This window comes from Bdellovibrionales bacterium, from assembly GCA_016716765.1.
Taxonomy (GTDB): Bacteria; Bdellovibrionota; Bdellovibrionia; order Bdellovibrionales; family UBA1609; genus JADJVA01.
Window position 1 is genome coordinate 14,206 of record JADJVA010000025.1, and the last position, 16,777, is coordinate 30,982.

At 44.4% G+C, this 16,777-nt stretch carries 13 protein-coding genes and 2 pseudogenes; 5 read left to right on the forward strand and 10 right to left on the reverse strand.

Going from position 1 to position 16,777, the window contains the following annotated elements:
- The first annotated feature begins 229 nt into the window (after positions 1–229).
- Positions 230–1,177, forward strand: a complete 948-nt coding sequence (locus IPL83_16410; protein ID MBK9040709.1) for a hypothetical protein — start codon at positions 230–232, stop codon at positions 1,175–1,177.
- 39 nt (positions 1,178–1,216) lie between these two features.
- Here the strand turns inward: IPL83_16410 and IPL83_16415 are convergent, their stop codons facing one another.
- A complete protein-coding gene (locus IPL83_16415) occupies positions 1,217–2,203 on the reverse strand; it encodes a fumarylacetoacetate hydrolase family protein (GenBank protein MBK9040710.1) in 987 nt (328 codons plus the stop codon).
- A 55-nt stretch (positions 2,204–2,258) separates the two neighbouring features.
- Positions 2,259–2,552 carry a c-type cytochrome gene (locus tag IPL83_16420; protein ID MBK9040711.1) on the reverse strand — a complete coding sequence of 98 codons (294 nt, stop codon included), beginning with the start codon at positions 2,550–2,552 and terminating at the stop codon, positions 2,259–2,261.
- A gap of 671 nt (positions 2,553–3,223) precedes the next feature.
- Between IPL83_16420 and IPL83_16425 the strand changes: the two genes are divergently transcribed.
- Positions 3,224–3,649 carry a hypothetical protein gene (locus IPL83_16425; protein MBK9040712.1) on the forward strand — a complete coding sequence of 142 codons (426 nt, stop codon included), beginning with the start codon at positions 3,224–3,226 and terminating at the stop codon, positions 3,647–3,649.
- A 54-nt stretch (positions 3,650–3,703) separates the two neighbouring features.
- Here IPL83_16425 and lepB read toward each other — a convergent pair whose 3' ends face one another.
- The 5 genes from lepB to IPL83_16450 all read right to left on the reverse strand — a co-directional run bounded on the left by lepB (position 3,704) and on the right by IPL83_16450 (position 9,274).
- Complete coding sequence (gene lepB / locus IPL83_16430) at positions 3,704–4,432, reverse strand: signal peptidase I (GenBank protein ID MBK9040713.1); 729 nt, start codon at positions 4,430–4,432, stop codon at positions 3,704–3,706.
- A 58-nt stretch (positions 4,433–4,490) separates the two neighbouring features.
- Positions 4,491–5,030 (reverse strand): hypothetical protein, encoded by a 540-nt coding sequence (locus IPL83_16435; GenBank protein ID MBK9040714.1) that lies wholly within the window; start codon positions 5,028–5,030, stop codon positions 4,491–4,493.
- A gap of 16 nt (positions 5,031–5,046) precedes the next feature.
- Positions 5,047–5,856, reverse strand: a complete 810-nt coding sequence (locus tag IPL83_16440) for a hypothetical protein (protein ID MBK9040715.1) — start codon at positions 5,854–5,856, stop codon at positions 5,047–5,049.
- A gap of 58 nt (positions 5,857–5,914) precedes the next feature.
- Positions 5,915–8,644: a preprotein translocase subunit SecA gene (secA, locus tag IPL83_16445; GenBank protein MBK9040716.1), complete on the reverse strand. Its 2,730-nt coding sequence runs from the start codon at positions 8,642–8,644 to the stop codon at positions 5,915–5,917.
- Positions 8,645–8,800: 156 nt separating this feature from the next.
- Positions 8,801–9,274 carry a tRNA (cytidine(34)-2'-O)-methyltransferase gene (locus IPL83_16450; protein MBK9040717.1) on the reverse strand — a complete coding sequence of 158 codons (474 nt, stop codon included), beginning with the start codon at positions 9,272–9,274 and terminating at the stop codon, positions 8,801–8,803.
- A 186-nt stretch (positions 9,275–9,460) separates the two neighbouring features.
- Between IPL83_16450 and IPL83_16455 the strand changes: the two genes are divergently transcribed.
- The 3 genes from IPL83_16455 to IPL83_16465 all read left to right on the forward strand — a co-directional run bounded on the left by IPL83_16455 (position 9,461) and on the right by IPL83_16465 (position 11,883).
- Positions 9,461–9,799: a P-II family nitrogen regulator gene (locus tag IPL83_16455; GenBank protein ID MBK9040718.1), complete on the forward strand. Its 339-nt coding sequence runs from the start codon at positions 9,461–9,463 to the stop codon at positions 9,797–9,799.
- A gap of 108 nt (positions 9,800–9,907) precedes the next feature.
- Positions 9,908–11,320, forward strand: coding sequence for a type I glutamate--ammonia ligase (gene glnA, locus IPL83_16460; GenBank protein MBK9040719.1), 1,413 nt, complete (start codon positions 9,908–9,910; stop codon positions 11,318–11,320).
- 173 nt (positions 11,321–11,493) lie between these two features.
- Complete coding sequence (locus IPL83_16465) at positions 11,494–11,883, forward strand: glycine cleavage system protein H (GenBank protein ID MBK9040720.1); 390 nt, start codon at positions 11,494–11,496, stop codon at positions 11,881–11,883.
- A gap of 3 nt (positions 11,884–11,886) precedes the next feature.
- Here IPL83_16465 and IPL83_16470 read toward each other — a convergent pair whose 3' ends face one another.
- From IPL83_16470 to IPL83_16480, 3 genes and pseudogenes are all read right to left on the reverse strand, one after another.
- Positions 11,887–13,428 (reverse strand): SpoVR family protein, encoded by a 1,542-nt coding sequence (locus tag IPL83_16470; protein ID MBK9040721.1) that lies wholly within the window; start codon positions 13,426–13,428, stop codon positions 11,887–11,889.
- A 3-nt stretch (positions 13,429–13,431) separates the two neighbouring features.
- Positions 13,432–14,525: pseudogene (locus tag IPL83_16475) on the reverse strand (DUF444 family protein).
- 22 nt (positions 14,526–14,547) lie between these two features.
- Positions 14,548–16,642: pseudogene (locus tag IPL83_16480) on the reverse strand (serine protein kinase).
- Positions 16,643–16,777: the final 135 nt, after the last annotated feature.

Consider the following 16,777-nt stretch of genomic DNA (forward strand, 5'->3'; position numbering starts at 1 on the left):
ATCAAATCTCCTTGGAGGTTTAAAAGCACTCGAATCTAGATACCTTCAATGTTCCATCTAAAGCAAATCAAGGAATTAGGTTCACAATGCACTCCGAATCAGCCACTACTAGTAAATTTTACAATGATTCGCTTTCGAAGGCATTGATAACTGCCCCCTTTTGTGGCACGTCAGTTGCTGATACTACAATTTATTGGTCCCCACGTTCTTATACTCGAAGGGTCACTTGATGAAGAGATTTTCAGTTTTTGTGTCAAACCTTGTTGCTGTTGGTTTACTCGGACTCCCTGGAATCGGATGCCAAAGTAAGACAAATAAGACGCCCATTATTAGCAAACATCAGAAGGTCACTTCTGTGAATCAGAAGACAGCCTTTCCTTCCCGCACCAAGGGAGATGGGACAGAAATTTGCCTCGATTTGCCTGCAACAATTAAAGATCTACACGAGCTTGGAACAAGTATTGTTCAAGTCTTTACTGTTGACCTTTTTGTTTCAAATTTTGAATCAAAATCGCTGGAATTGAACGATAAAGCCACCAGCATTGACTCCGTAGGGGTCGATCTCCTTAAGCGATCTCAGCCTCATGCGCTCCTACCCTTTGCCAAAGAATTTGAAAATGGCTGGATTGAGTTTCCGTCCAAGCAAGATGAATGCAGTTCTGTCTCCTTTCTCCATGTTGAAGAAGCCAGCCAAGATCCTACGAATGGAGCAGCCGGGCCACCACCTGGACAAGGTGCGGATCAAAAGCCCACACTGGTCACGACGATTGTGGAGTCTCCGCCCTCCCAGATTATTCAGAAGAGTAGGCGATCTATTGTTTATGATTTCACGGTTGGCAAATCCATTATTCGCTATGGAATCTACCGAGAAGGTGAGAACTCAATTCTTATCAAAATGCTTTCTGTTCGTTCCCTCCCATCACCAGAGGGAGGCGAAAAATCATATCTCACTCAAGTCTCAAAGCGCGTCCAGTGGGGAGCCTTAAAAAACAATGTCACGATCAGTCTCCGTTTGGCTCGGATTTGGATAAAAGCACTTGGCGAAAATCTCACGCCTGGAGTGGTTACCGAGGCAGTAGGAAAAATGAAGCCAGATGCAGACCCCAATAGTTTGATTTCAATACCCCTTGATGCTTATGTTGCTATGAATATGAATGCATCAAAAAAAATAAACTAGAACCACAACTGCGGACCCAGAGCGAAGAGAACCGGTGTTTTATTTTTCCCACTTTGCAACTCGCTGAAAGATTGTTCCAAAGAGGCTATTGCCATTTTTGTCCTTCATTTCAATCTTTACAGAATCTCCAACCTTCATAAAAGGTGTTTTAAAAATGCCTTCATGAAGCTTTTCTAGCATCCTTTTTTCAGCCAAACAGCTTGATCCTCGCCCCTCTTCTTCGTTCGAGACCGTCCCGCTCCCAATAATTGTTCCCGCAGTCAAGTTTCTTGTTCGAGCGGCATGTGCAATCAGTTGCCCAAAATGAAAATGCATTTGACCCGCATCGGCTCGTCCAAAAAACTCTCCATTGTATTCAACTTGAAGAGGCAAATGAACGCGACCTCCCACCCAAGCATTTCCCAATTCATCGGGAGTTATAGCAAAAGGCGACAGAGTAGAACTCGGCTTGCATTGTAAAAACCCGAGCCCATGAATCATTTCGTCGACGGCTAGCCCCCTTAAGGATACGTCGTTTACCAGAACAACCAAAAGAATATATTTAAGTGCATCCTCAGCACTCACACCCATTGGCACATCACCCAAAATCACGGCAACCTCAGCCTCAAAATCTGTGCCGTGTCCGGAATCAATTTGAGGGATGTCTTCCCGAGGTGCAAGATAACAGTCGCTTCCGCCCTGATACATAAGCGGAACCGTCAACATATTCTCTGGCAACGGCATATTTCTAGACTGACGAAGCAATTTAACATGATTGATAAAAGCAGAACCATCTAACCACTGAAAGGATCGTGGCATCGCTGCGTGCATTTGGTTGTCATCAATTTCAAATACTCCACTTACATCGTTCTTATTTAGCAAATCCTCAAGAACTCTCAGCTTGGGATAGCATTCATTCCAATTCTCAACAGCCTCTCGGAGAGAGGGAGCAACTGCTACCGCTTTCACACCGCGTTTGCCATCTCTACTCACGACAATCAATTCGCCATCTCGAAACTTCGAACTTTTAAGAGATCCCAATTTCATTTGTTCACCTCAGTTATATTGCTCATTTAAAAGAAAGATTAAATCGAGACTTTTCTTATTTATAGGGCTTTGTCACAAAATCCTCCAAGTCGGAGAGACTATCGACTGATTTTCTTTCCGTAATCGACCTGACAAATTGAACGAGCGCCCAACGATCAATCTTATCTAAATGTCCATAAGACCCCATCGAAGTCCCGTCAATCCCTTCAGAAATGGTGACGAAAAGTTCTTTCGATGAGCCACCTTTTCTCCATCGACCGGCGACCAAATCAAGCGGGGGCGGAACAATCCCTGCCCCACCAGGTCCATCTCCACGACCGCCCTTTCCATGACATGAAACGCAATACATCGAAAAGACCTCTTTCCCGCGGCCAAGCATTTCTAGCGAATGTTCCCAGGCCGTTGACCAGAAGCTGGATTGCTTCCCAATATTGAGTCGTTTTTTGTCTCAGTCTTCGCAGAACGAGGACGCACAAGGGCGTAATCGCAAGCAACCAAAATTATGAAAAAAGAAAGCGCCGACGCTGAAGAGAGGAGGGCAAGGCTAAATTTTGATTGAAAACGCTTGTGAACCATAACTTATAATTCATCGATTCGCTGAATCTCCTCAAAACTGGCTTGCGACCAAAATAAATAGAAAAAAGTAAATAATTACCAGTATCTCAGCTCGACGTTGTTGAACAGGCATCATAAGGCCTTTCAGCCATTCCTGTGGACTTTTCTGGCATTCCAGCAACTCCCCCCAGGCCTAGAGAAATTATTGTGATATATGTTAAGGACCGCTTTACACCACAGTGCCCCCTGCTTAGTCAAAGCTAATGAAGAACGAATTTTCGATTATTTTTACGCTGAATTCGTTTAAACGGCACTATCAAGCCCTAATTTGAGCAAATTGACTCATTATGAGATTTGCCCTCCCCATTTTTGATTCTGCGCACTAGACTAAAGGGGAGGCGTTCTCCTCAGACATCGTGGGATGCCCCACCCGCCTCGATATAATGATGAATAGGACTGTCTAAAATGGTTGCTCGCCACGGCGCATGGCTCTCAGTGATGCTACTCTTTATTGGATTTGTTTTTTCAACGGCAGGATGCTCAACGCCAGCCCATATGGCCTTTGATACGATTCAAGTCGGTCAGTCGAAATCAGATGTTGTAGAGATCATGGGCTCACCCCAGAAAACTATTCGTGTTAAGGATCAGGATCAGTGGGTTTTTGTCTTTTTTCATGGCGATGAACAAATCCTCAAAGGGGTGTCCTTTGAGAACGGACGAGTTATCGCAATCGAACAATTCCGCCCAGAAACTCCTTTGGAAAGGGAGCTAAAAAGTGTTTCCTCGATGCGTGAGTATGAGGAAAAAATAAACTCTTCGCGTCAAAAAAACGAAAATTTGAGACCTATTGATCTTGATTCTGTAGAAGAAGAAAAGGCACCCAAAAAATGAATATCAAGTGGAAGACCTCGCCATTTACAATAAAAGACAGGGAATGCGACGGAATTAATTGATGCCTGTTGGCTTCTCTTCTCCTAAGTTTTCGTCTGAGGTCTGATAGAGATTTCTCCCCGTCCTTTCAAATTTAAATTTAGGAACGAATCCATCAAATATCATCGAGTACAGAACGCGACTCGCTCTTCCCTTTAGCAGATCACGCGGAACTGTACCCCAAGCCCTGCTGTCGTTGCTGTTGTCTCGATTGTCCCCCATGAAAAAGAAATGATCCTCAGGCACCCGAAATTTGATCGTATCATACTGTTCCCGATAGGGCAGCCGCTGCACCGTGTGTTCATGGGTGGACATCAGCTCATGATACTTCATGCCAAGTCCATTTTTGTGAGCAGACTTCAATTGTTCGCGAGGGTCCTCTCCCGGCAGGAAGAATGTCTCTCCATTGACTCGTATAAATCCTTCTTCAATTTCCAAAAAATCCCCTGGGAGTCCGATCAGGCGCTTTACCATCACGGTGTGATCACCAGGCTTTTCGAAAACCACGATTTCTCCCCTGAGTGGTTCACCCAACCTAAATAAAACCAAGTTCGTGAACGGGACTTTTACTTGATAGGTTAGTTTATTTACGAAAATTCTATCACCAATGGCAATTGTGGGTTCCATCGATCCGCTCGGAACATGGTACTGATCAGCAATGCTCACCCTAAAGAGAACAACAAAAACAAGAAATCCTACAAAAACCTTATTGGACTCCCAAAACTGAATTAACTTCTCACGCATTTAGACACACCCTTGAAAATTTGGGGCATAGTACCCCCTGATCAACTCTGACTCAAGCTCATTTCACCAATCGAATTCTCTCTTCCTTATGAATGCCTTCCTTGCGATGAGAAGATGGCGTTCGCTTTCCGCTTGGCTCTCCGGCCCCTGATAGTCGTGTGTCTGGCCCCTGAAAGGGCGCATATTTTTTATCGATTTTCTCTTTGATGGCAGAGAGGGAAGCATCAATTCCCATTTCCTTCTCAATCTGATCAATCGTCCGATTTTTCATCGGGGCGTATTGCCGCTTTGATTCATTTCCCTTTTCAGGAAACCGATAGGTTAAATCCTTGAGAGTTTGATTGTACTGGTTAATTGATGTCTGTAATTCGGCATGCACACGCAATATTTCTTCGACAGTTTGAGTTCTGGTTCCAGCATCAGAAGAAGAATTCTTTCGAAGAATAAGTCCCTCTAGGGTTTTCTGATGAGTCGAGATTTCCAGCTCAAGATTTGACTTCTGCGAATAAAGTTTTGTGTATTCACTGCCGCCAGTCTTGGAAAATGACATATCCGCTCGCAAGAGAACAAGAATAAACATAACCATTTGGTAGAACACCGGTTTATATCTCTCCTTAAGCCTTGTTAATTGCGGATTGTTCCCAACGGACTTCCAAAGGAAGTCCCTTGATTCTCTCAATAAAAATAGCGGCTTTCAAAGGTGTTAAGCTTTCAATGACCAAACAGCCAGAGTCAATCGTTCGCATTATTCCCTCGACATCCCACAAAAATTTTCTGTCCGTCAAAGCACCCCTCACGTCTTCACGTATCTCTGGCGAATCAATCCCTTCGACGACAACTCGTACTCGAAGGGGTCCCTCTCTGCCCATCGACTCCTCAGAATTGCCATAAGCGGCCAGCTCATTCATGTTGGATAAGCCCCCTACTGACCCATTCTGGTTCGCACTGGAATTTTCAACTGCACTGCCAGAGTAAACTTCTCCTTGATTTAGACTGAGATCCCCATCCAAAAAATTCTGATCTAATCTTAATTCCTCACCCTTTTGTGATTCCTCAAACTCCTGATCATCAACGTGATCAGCATCTGTCTGTTCGCTAACGCCAAACGGCAGATCATGATAGGGCCCTTTTTCTTCAAGCAGCATTCCTTCGTCTACGTTTTCGTCTAAAGAAAATTCGACAACGGCCATCTTGTCGGCCAACTCGATAGACCCCCCGCCTTCGCTGATATCTTCTGAGTCGAGGGCTTGAATTTGACCTTCTGATTCCCTCAAAGATGGAGGATTTTCCTCTTTGCTAGGCTCATCATAACTTCGAACTGAGCCATCAATCTCCAAAAACAGGGACGCGCCACATGAAGGACAGCTCATAAGACCAAAATCTTCTTCGAGAAAGCCATTGCATACAGGACAAAGGGCAGCCATAGTCAATCCTCGCTCGAAGCCAATCCCAGGGAACAGCTCCCCTCATCCTACTTTGGTTTTAAAATTTAAGCTTCTTCTTGTTCTTCTTTTCCGCCTCGCGGCGCTGAGCACGGTTTAATTTTGGGTAATCATTTGAGTCACCCCCACGGGACAGAAACATCTCCTGCCCCCGAGGTGGTTGACCACCTCGACCTTCGTCAGGATGTGCAAAAGGAAGTCCTGCGCCCGCGGTTGGCGCACCAAAACTTCCAATCGCTTCCTCTTTTGGTCCCTCATAACTAAATTCTGACTCATTAAAATCACGGGCACGTTCCTCAGAGAACTCCTCAGCTGCCAATTCAGGTGAAACCACCTGAATTTTCAGTAACTTCTCTATGGTTTCCACCATGACCATTGCATTCATCGATTCAAATGCCGTGAAGGCTTCTTTCTTGTATTCGATGACCGGATCTTTCTGCGCGTAGGCGCGAAGATTAATCCCCTCTTTCAAGCGATCAATGCTCTGCAGATGCTCCTTCCACTTGTGATCTATTGTCTGCAACAAGATCATTTTGGCAATCTGCTCAAAATGTTCACCAAGCTGGATTTTCTGTCGATCGTAGACAGCCTTTACTGCCTCACTGACCACATTTGTCAGCGTGTCACTCGGAAGGTTCGCGAGCTGTTCCTTTTCAAAGGTAACCCCAAACTGCTGACGCAAAGCAGTATTTAGCCCCTCCAGATCCCATTCGCTGGTCTTCACTCTTTCATTGGCAAAGGTATCTAGAATTTGAGAACTGACTTCGCCCAAGAAGTCCAAAACCGTTCGCTCGATGTTCTTTCCTGCCAAAAGCATTCGCCGTTGCGTGTAAATTGCGTGACGCTGCTTATTCATAACATCGTCATATTCCAAAAGATGTTTACGTATGTCGAAATTATGTCCTTCAACTTTCCGTTGCGCTCCCTCAATGGCCCTTGTCACCATGCCAGCAACAATTGGCTCATCCTCTGGAACCTTCAAGGTATTCATTATTTTTTGAATTCGTTCACCATTAAAAATTCTCATCAAGTTATCTTCGAGAGATAAATAAAAACGGGATTCTCCAGGATCTCCTTGACGGCCAGAGCGACCCCGAAGCTGATTATCGATCCGCCGAGATTCATGTCTTTCGGTTCCAATAATGTACAATCCCCCGGCGCCAACCACTTCTGATCTTTCTCTTCCACACAAATCTTTATACTTGGCTAAGGTTTCTATGTACTGGTCAGATGACTCTACCAATCCACCCTGTTTTGCCAAAAACTCTGCATTTCCGCCCAAAACAATATCAGTCCCACGACCCGCCATATTCGTCGCAATCGTTATAGATCCCTTTCGTCCTGCCTGGGCTACAATTTCGGCCTCACGCTCGTGGTGCTTGGCATTCAAAACATTATGGGTCACGCCCATTCGCTTGAGGGCCGAACTTAACTTCTCAGATTTTTCAATACTTACTGTCCCCACAAGGCAAGGCTGACCCTTTGTATTTCTCTCTTTGATGTCCTCAGCAATAGCCTTGAATTTTGCTGTTTCGGTTTTATAAACCACGTCATCTTTATCTTGACGACAAATTGGCATATTTGTTGGAATCACGAAAACATCAAGGTTATAGATCTTTTTAAACTCGACAGCTTCAGTTTCCGCAGTTCCCGTCATTCCCCCCATTTTATTGTACATTCGGAAGTAGTTCTGAAACGTAATCGTCGCAAGAGTTTGATTTTCGCTCTTCACCCTAACGCCCTCTTTTGCCTCTATTGCCTGGTGTAGTCCATCGCTCCACCTTCTTCCTGGCATCAGTCTCCCAGTAAACTCATCAACAATAACAACCTCTCCATCCTTAATCATATAATCGACATCAAGTTTATAGAGATGATAAGCTTTCAATCCCTGATAGATGTGGTGCAAGAGCGCGATGTGACGTGGATCATAAAGATTATCAATACCAAGCATTTCTTCAGCGCGACTATTTCCCTCTTCTGTCAGAGAAGCTGTTTTCGATTTTTCTTCCATTGTGAAATGAATGTCTAATTTCAGATGAGGAATAATCTTATTTATCTCATAGTATTTATCTGTAGAGTCTTCAGAGGGTCCCGAAATAATCAGCGGGGTTCTCGCCTCATCGATAAGAATAGAATCACATTCGTCAACAATTGCAAAGTTAAGCTCCCTCTGAACATAGTCACGTAGGTCAAATTTCATATTGTCGCGAAGATAGTCAAATCCAAATTCGTTATTTGTACCATAGGTAATATCCGCACCGTAGCTTTCTTGCCTCTGCCGATCATCCAGATCGTGAACAATCGTTCCGGTCGTCATGCCAAGCCATTTATAAAGGCGACCCATCCACTCTTCGTCCCTCTTCGCCAAATAATCATTCACGGTGACAACGTGAACCCCTTTTTTTGTCAGGCTATTAAGGTAAACAGGTAGCGTCGCCACCAAGGTTTTACCCTCTCCCGTTCTCATCTCCGCAATGGCCCCTTTATGTAAGGTCATGCCACCTATCAACTGCACATCGTAATGACGCATGCCTAAGACTCGGCTCGCAGCCTCACGGCAAACGGCAAAGGATTCGGGCAAAACGCTATCCAGAGATTCTCCGTTGGCGATTCTTTCAATAAAAGCAGGCGTCATGGCCTTTAGGTCATCATTGGACATCGCCTTGAATTTAGGCTCCCAACGATTGATTTCTTGGACGACCGGCTGAAGGAGCTTCATATCCCGCTCATGTTTTGTACCAAAAAGTCTCGATAAAGTTTTTACAAACATCTCATATTCCTAAAGTTTGATAATAAACAGGGATCCATTATGTTATCTAGGTCGGAGATTGGCAACATCGGGTACATAAAGATTTTTCGGTCTGGCAACAGGGCGCCTCGCGCGTCAATCAATTGCCTCAGCTTTCCATCGAAAAAAAGCTCAGAATCACTTGAAATCAAATTGCCTCACCCCTTCGTAAAGAACCACAGCTACCGAGGTTGCAAGATTTAGACTCCTGATCGATCCACGCATGGGAATTTGATAAGTTTGGGAGGCAAAAGTTGTAATAATTTCTTCTTTCAAGCCTCTCGTTTCGCAGCCAAACACCAGCCAGTCTCCGACCTGAAATTCAATCTCATAGATCGGCCTCTCTGCTTTCGTCGACAGAAAGAACACTCTCGACTTATCCGAAACTGTCTCCCACCATTCGCCCCAATGGGAATACTCTGCCCATTCAAGATGGGGCCAGTAATCCAGGCCCGCTCTTTTAAGCTGCCTATCTGAGATTTCGAATCCAAGGGGACCTACCAAATGAAGAGAGGAATGATAACCCACGCAGGTTCTGCCAATATTGCCAGTGTTCTGAGGGATTTCAGGTTGAATCAACACGACATTAAACAGATTCACTGGGTATTTCATGCCACTCCTAATCGCAGCGAAAATTAGCCGCGAAAGTTTTACCAAATTGATTCGCTCGATTTCCTTCGCCAACCGCTCCCCCGCGCTTGGCCTGAGGGAACGGGAATACCATTAATCACTTGTAATTTACAGTTTGACTGAAGAATTTGTTTTGGTATGTTCTCGCAAACCCGCCTAGAGAGAATAATGAAAAAGATTGAGGCCATAATCAAGCCCTTCAAATTGGATGATGTTGTCGAAGCCCTATCCGAGCTTGGGATAGAAGGCGTCTCCGTAACTGAAATCAAGGGATTCGGACGACAAAAGGGCAGAACTGAAATCTACAAGGGCGCAGAATATGTCGTGGATTTCCTCCCAAAAGTTAAATTAGAAATTATTTTGAACGATGCCCTTGTTGAATCTGCGGTTGAAACGATTCAGCGAGCGGCTCACACTGGAAAAATTGGCGATGGAAAGATTTTTATCCTTCCTGTTGAAGGCGCCTTACGAATAAGAACCGGCGAGAGAAACGAGGAAGCTGTCTGAACTGTGGAGGTTCGCAGACATCCTGTAGCACGATTCGTATGGCCACATAATATGAAGAATGACCTAGTTAGTTACATTTGATTAACTGTTTAAATCTAAGGAGACAAAATGAAGCCAGCAGATGCCATAAAGTTCGCAAAAGAGCGTGGATGTAAAATGGTGGATTTTAAATTCACTGACCTGCCAGGAATGTGGCAACACTTCACCATTCCGATTGGTGAGCTGTCCGTTGAGGTTTTTGAAGACGGACTCGGCTTCGACGGAAGTTCGATTCGTGGTTGGCGCAATATTCACGAATCCGACATGCTCGTCATGCCCGACGCATCAACTGCGCTTGTTGACCCCTTTATGCAAGTTCCCACTCTTTCGCTCACTTGCGATGTCGTTCTTCCTGAAACTGGAGAACCCTACGATCGAGATCCTCGTAACGTCATAAAACGGGCAAACTCCTTCCTGAAATCAACTGGTCTTGCAGACACAGCATATTTTGGACCTGAAGCTGAGTTTTTTATCTTCGATGACGTTCGCTATGAACAAACTGCCTATGGTGGGTTCTATCAGGTCGACTCTGATGAGGCGACCTGGAATTCGGGTCGAGATGAAGGTCGAAATCTCGGGTATAAGCCACGTCACAAAGAGGGTTATTTTCCAGCTCTCCCCTCCGACACGCATCATGACTTGCGCACTGAAATCTGTTTGGAACTCGAAAAATGCGGAATGATCGTTGAAAGACAGCACCATGAAGTCGCAACGGCTGGTCAGGGTGAAATTGATATTCGATATGACTCGATGATCGAAATGGCCGACAAAATGCAGTGGTTCAAATATATCGTGAAGAACGTCGCCCGTCGTCACGGAAAGTCGGCCACGTTTATGCCAAAGCCAATTTACGGGGACAATGGATCCGGAATGCATACTCACGTTTCTCTTTGGAAGGGCGGAGAGCCTCTTTTTGCGGGCGACAAGTATGCAGGTCTTAGCGATATGGGTCTCTATTTTATCGGGGGCATTTTGAAACATGCTCCAGCAATCTGCGCATTTACCAACCCAACAACAAACTCTTATAAACGGCTCGTACCTGGATTTGAAGCACCCACAAAGTTGGCTTATAGTTTCCGCAATCGCTCTGCGGCAATCCGAATTCCCAACTCAGGACCTAACCCCAAGGCAAAACGCTTGGAATTTAGAACACCAGATCCAAGCTGCAATGTCTATTTTGCGATGTCCGCAATCCTTATGGCTGGCCTCGATGGAGTTATGAATAAAATTCATCCTGGAGACCCTCTAGACAAAGATATCTATGGATTGCCACCAGAGGAAGCGGCGAAGGTCCCAAGCGTTCCAGCGACACTTGACCGATCCCTCAAAGCTCTTCAAGAGGACATGGATTTTCTTCTTAAGGGTGATGTTTTTAGCAAGGATTTGATTCAGACTTGGATTGATTACAAATACGAAAGAGAGATTATTCCCTCTTTGCAGAGGCCTTCTCCTTTTGAATTCTATCTGTATTACGATCTATAGGATCATACAACCTGTTCCATAGTGGAGCTTTTTGCCACAAAAGAAAAGGCCGACTTCTCAAAGAGTCGGTTTTTCTTTTGGCAGATATGAAGACCTTTGCTAGTCTCTTCTTTGAGTTTAAATAACGCGAATCGAGACAGGGTAGATGACATATGGATGATGTAATTACTTACATGGGATATGAGTGGATTCAGGCTGAAGAAGACGGCATTATTTCTATTGGAATTAACGAGGCCGGTCTCGATGAGTTTTCGGAAATTTTGAGTATTGTCCTTCCTGAGGAAGGTGAAATTGTCAGCCCGGATGGCATTTGTGGTGAGCTGGAAACAGACCAGGGGCCTTTAAATCTGTACTCGCCCTTAAAAGGACGAGTGGTTGAACTCAATGATGCCGTCATTGAAAACCCCTCTCTCATTCTTGAAGATTGCTATGGCGATGGCTGGCTCTTCAAAATTGAGGCAGATCGAACTGAAGACATTGACCGTCTTGCCAGAGCCAGCAGCTCTGATGATGACGACGACGATGACGATCATTTGAAGAATCGCGGCAACGAAGAGGATTAGATCTTAGGCCTTTTTGGCATCTGAATCTTCATTGGCTTCGCCGACAGGTAAATCTGAGAGCAGTATTGTTTTGAATTCCTTTCCATCGAATTTCACAACGCGACGTTCACTATCCAGAACTGTAGCGACATTGATAGGCCTCCGCCAGACCGTAAACATGTTTTTCATTGTGGCCTGCATATAATCAGGCTGCATCTCTACGCCTTCATATGAATGAGTTAAAAGCAGCTCACCGCGATTCTCAAAATTAGCATCGACTATATTGATGATAGGCTGACCGAAGTTCGTCAACTGAAACAAGAGCTTTGATTTTATCGCCTTGAAATCTCGAGTATCTACTTCAAACTGTCCCGTACGTTTATTGAATTTGTAAACAAACATGCGATTTCGAACACAGAAATCTTCTGTCAAATATTCATCAATAAACGTGACGTCATTGTAGTTTCGACGAATCTGGAAAATTTTTTCCCGACCCTTGCACTCTTTTGTATCCCAATTCTTACGGGCATCCATTTCTTGGCACTCTTCCCACTGCTTTCCATATTGGCCCTTATTCCAACGCTCCTCTATATCTCGAAACAATTCTATGCCGACTTTATATGGATTAAATCCTGATGGCGACATCGCCATCGTCCCACTGTGCCGATCCGCAAAATCAATGATCTCAGAATCCGTAGCTATCCTCTCTGTCATTAAGCGAGAGTGCCAATAGGAAGCCCAACCCTCATTCATAATTTTGGTCATCCCCTGAGGCACAAAGTAGTAGGACTCCTCCCGAATGATCGACATCACATCTTGCTGCCAAGATTCCAGCGGTGCGTAATGAATCAAAAAGTTAAGGATATCGCGAACAGGCTCCGGAGGGAAATGGCGATGCTCAAACTTAGCTCTCTCCATTCTTTCTTTTGCCTCTTCTGCCATGATTTCTGGAGGATTAATATATTTCTCCATGTAATCACGGTGAACAGTAAATCGAGAACCTCCCGATTCATTTGGACCAGAAGGCTGTTCGCTTTCCGTTCCACTCGAATTTCTCAATCGGTAAGGACTGTGCCTATCGATCAAGTTCTCGAGACTGAGGCAAACATCGATGAAGTCTTCAACTGTGTCTATGCCATGGCGGTCCATATAACGACGAATTCGAGTGCCATGGTTGGCCATTGTATCCATCATCTTGCGATTTGTCGGAGCAAACCATTGGTTATTTTTAAAAAAATCGCAGTGACCAAAAACATGAGCCATCACCAACTTCTGATCGACAAACTCATTTCCCTCCATCAAGTAGGCATAACAAGGGTCGTTGTTGATAACCAGCTCATAAATTTTCGATAAGCCGTACTCATAACCCTTTGCGAGCTGTTCATACTCCATTCCAAACCGCCAGTGTGGATATCTGACTGGAAAACCTCCGTATGCGGCAATTTGATTCATTTGGTCATAAGTGACCAATTCAAATATTGTTTCGAAAAAATCAAGGCCGACGTCCTTTGCAATTTTGCAAATTCGTTGCCGCTCTCTTTCCAATTCAGGGGTAATATTAGCCATTAGCTATTTCCCTTTTCCCAAAAAGTCCTTAATTGACTGTAGAATCTTATCCTTGCTCTCAATCTTACTGATCACCAATTTGTCTTCAGCTGGAAAAGCCTTTTCGAGATCCTTCAGAAACTGTCCGCTTCCATACTTGCTCTCCACCTGGCCATATCCAAACATATTCACCTTGGGGAAAAAAAATTTTTGGAGAAGCGCCAGACATGCTCTCGTGTCCTCCCCGCTCCAATTGTCTCCGTCGCTAAAATGAAATGGATAAATATTCCAATGTTCCACTGGGTAATCAGCTTCAATTATCTGCTGACAAAGTCGATATGCGGAACTAATCAGTGTGCCTCCTGATTCGCTCGTACTAAAAAAGATTTCTCATCCACTTCTTTCGCTGCAGCATCATGAATGATAAAACGAGTTTCCAAACCTTTGTAATTTCGCTTGAGCCAAGCATTAATCCAGAAGCTCTCCATCCGAACGATGTCCTTTTGCTCATCTCCCATCGAACCGGAAACATCCATCATATAAATGACAACCGCATTGGCCTGAGGCTTTATGACCTTGCGAAAAGTCTTGTAACGCATATCACGCCGGATCGGCACTACAAAAGGCTCCAAAGGATCGTAGGTGCCGCTTGACAATGATCGTTTCAAGGCTTCCTTGTAAGATGCCTTGAAATGACGAAGCCCTTCAGGACCCACAGGCGATCTACCCGTATACCTTAACGAAGTGACATCTGTGTTTTTATTGCCCTTGGGTTCAATACGGGGCAACTCTAGCTCCTCACCCAAAATGTCAGCCAGCTCTTCAATTCGAATTTCAACCTCAAGGAAATGTTCCCCTGGATTTTCGCCAGCAGCTCCTGCTCCCAACTGATCCCCATCCACCTTTTCGCCGGCTTGACCTTGCCCTTGACCGATTCCTCCCGATTGCTTAGGACCGTACTTAAATCGTGGAATATCGATATGAGGAATTGGTATCTTAACCAACTCCTGTTCCCGACGTCCGGTCATCTCGCCTTGTGTGACATATTTCTTAAAATTCTGTTTGATGCGACCACGCACGATTTCACGAAAACGGTTGTTATCTTCTTTGATACCCATTTTCTCAGCTTACCTTCCAAATTTATTTTTTATCCTTTACATCACCTCTAGCAAAAATACTCGCAACATAGTGAAGAACATCGGTGGCAGAAATCTCGTCATATCCGAACTCTTTGATCAATCGGGTTTTCACTATATCAATTTTTTCCTGAGTATCTTTATCAACCACTGAAGAAACCAAAGACGTCAGCTTGATACTGTCCTTTTGGTCTTCAAATAATTTGAGCTCCAGTGCCTTCTGCAGCCGCTCATTTGTTTTGTAATCGAACTTCCTGCCATCGAGAGAGATGGCTCCGATATAATTCATAATTTCACGTCTGAAATCATCTTTCCGAGAATCAGGTATCTCAATTTTTTCCTCAATTGACCTCATCAAACGCTCATCAGGTTCTTCGTTCTGGCCAGTGAAATGATTCTTAACTTTTTCCTTTTGAGTGTAGGCCTTCACATTATCAATGTAATTGGAGCAAAGGCGAGCCAAGGCCCCTTCATCAGCACTAATGGCACGCTGCACTTCTCCCTTTATGACCTCTTCGTATTCTTGTTTGATGATGCTCAAGAGTTCGCGATAGTCTTGTTTGATCTCCTCAGAAGAAATCAAGGAGTGATGCCTAAGGCCACTATCTAATTCATTTATCATCATAAATGGATTGACCGAACCTCGGTTCGACTGCTGAGCTCTGACGATGGCATTAGACAATTTATCCTGTACATAACGAGGAGAAATTCCATCCAATCCTTCTCTCTTCGCTTCCTTTCTCAGCTCCTTAATATTGTCCTCAGTGTAACTCGGAAGAGTTTTTCCATCATACAATTTTAGTTTTTGAATACGAGTAAGATTTGCTTTTTTGGGCTTTTCTAAACGAGTCAACACCGCCCACATCGCGGCCATTTCTACCGTGTGGGGAGCTATGCTCACTCCACGCATTCGTTGTGAATTAAAATCCTTTTTATAAATCTTAATTTCATCCTTCCATTTTGTAATATACGGAATATCAATCTTTACCGTCCGATCTCTCAGGGCCTCCATAAATTCGTTGTCTTGAAGCTTTCGGTACTCTGGCTCATTGGTATGTCCAATGATCACCTCATCAATGTATGTCTGAGCAAACTTCTTCGGCTTAACTCGATGCTCCTGTGAAGGCCCCCAAAAGATCATACAAGAAAGCCACATCAAGCTTTAAAACTTCGACAAATTCAATCACGCCACGATTGGCAATGTTGAATTCTCCGTCAAAATTAAACGCACGAGGATCAGAATCCGAACCGTATTCAGCAATCTTTCGATAATTCAAATCACCTGTAAGCTCCGTGCTATCCTGATTCTTTTCATCCTTTGGTTGAAACGTGCCAATTCCCACTCGATCTGCCTCACTCAGCGCAAGTCTTCTCACTCTCACATGACTTAACACACGGGCGAGGTCACCACCGTATTTCTCTAACAATCGCTTATAAATGTAGCGACTCGGAGGACAAAGATCTCCTGTAATACCGATTCTGAAATCAGATTTGTTCCCCCGATTCAGCTCTTCAATCAACTTAGGACGAACTTCCTCAGGTATTAATAGGAGTGGTTCCTCGTGCATAGGACTTGGAAATACTCTCACTCCCCGACCAAAAATATCCTCATGTGCACCGGACTCATCAACCCACTCAAAAGTGTAAAGCGCACCGCTATCGGACTTGGAATATTCTTCAATGCCTCTTTTTAACAAGCGACAAATGGTGGACTTAGAACTTCCTACCGGCCCATGAAGAAGTATCACGCGCTTCTCAGTCCCATATCCAAGCGCTGCGGATCTTAAAACGTTGACCAATTTCATCAACGGAATATCCAGCCCAAAAACAGCATCCTTCCCACCGTTCTTCTCATCATCGAAGAACCTGTAGTGAGTAATCTGCTTTTTTACATCCATGTAATCGACCACCCCAGCTTCCACCACCATGTCATACATGCGCTGAAAGGCGTTGCGAGTAATCTTTGGATTCTCTCTTACTAAATTCAAGTAATCATTGAGAGTACCCGACCATGCCAAATCCTTGTAGCGATCAGACCGATAATGCGATTTAATCAAGTCATTAATATTCAAATTGTTTCCGCCCAACCCAGTCGACATCGTCTTCTCCTCCGGTGGATGAGATTTCTCAATTTGACCCACTCTGCACCAGTGAGCCCCCCTTCATTATGCCGGATTGAGAACAGATCCACAACGAAAGTTGCTGAATTAGACGTTCTTATGAAAAAATGGACT

What these genes read in the sequence shown, in the direction of transcription:
- IPL83_16410 (MBK9040709.1), top strand. Translation starts at nt 230, where the DNA reads ATGAAGAGATTTTCAGTTTTTGTGTCAAACCTTGTTGCTGTTGGTTTA.
- IPL83_16415 (MBK9040710.1), bottom strand. Translation starts at nt 2,203, where the DNA reads ATGAAATTGGGATCTCTTAAAAGTTCGAAGTTTCGAGATGGCGAATTG.
- IPL83_16420 (MBK9040711.1), bottom strand. Translation starts at nt 2,552, where the DNA reads ATGTATTGCGTTTCATGTCATGGAAAGGGCGGTCGTGGAGATGGACCT.
- IPL83_16425 (MBK9040712.1), top strand. Translation starts at nt 3,224, where the DNA reads ATGGTTGCTCGCCACGGCGCATGGCTCTCAGTGATGCTACTCTTTATT.
- lepB (MBK9040713.1), bottom strand. Translation starts at nt 4,432, where the DNA reads ATGCGTGAGAAGTTAATTCAGTTTTGGGAGTCCAATAAGGTTTTTGTA.
- IPL83_16440 (MBK9040715.1), bottom strand. Translation starts at nt 5,856, where the DNA reads ATGGCTGCCCTTTGTCCTGTATGCAATGGCTTTCTCGAAGAAGATTTT.
- secA (MBK9040716.1), bottom strand. Translation starts at nt 8,644, where the DNA reads ATGTTTGTAAAAACTTTATCGAGACTTTTTGGTACAAAACATGAGCGG.
- IPL83_16450 (MBK9040717.1), bottom strand. Translation starts at nt 9,274, where the DNA reads ATGAAATACCCAGTGAATCTGTTTAATGTCGTGTTGATTCAACCTGAA.
- IPL83_16455 (MBK9040718.1), top strand. Translation starts at nt 9,461, where the DNA reads ATGAAAAAGATTGAGGCCATAATCAAGCCCTTCAAATTGGATGATGTT.
- glnA (MBK9040719.1), top strand. Translation starts at nt 9,908, where the DNA reads ATGAAGCCAGCAGATGCCATAAAGTTCGCAAAAGAGCGTGGATGTAAA.
- IPL83_16465 (MBK9040720.1), top strand. Translation starts at nt 11,494, where the DNA reads ATGGGATATGAGTGGATTCAGGCTGAAGAAGACGGCATTATTTCTATT.
- IPL83_16470 (MBK9040721.1), bottom strand. Translation starts at nt 13,428, where the DNA reads ATGGCTAATATTACCCCTGAATTGGAAAGAGAGCGGCAACGAATTTGC.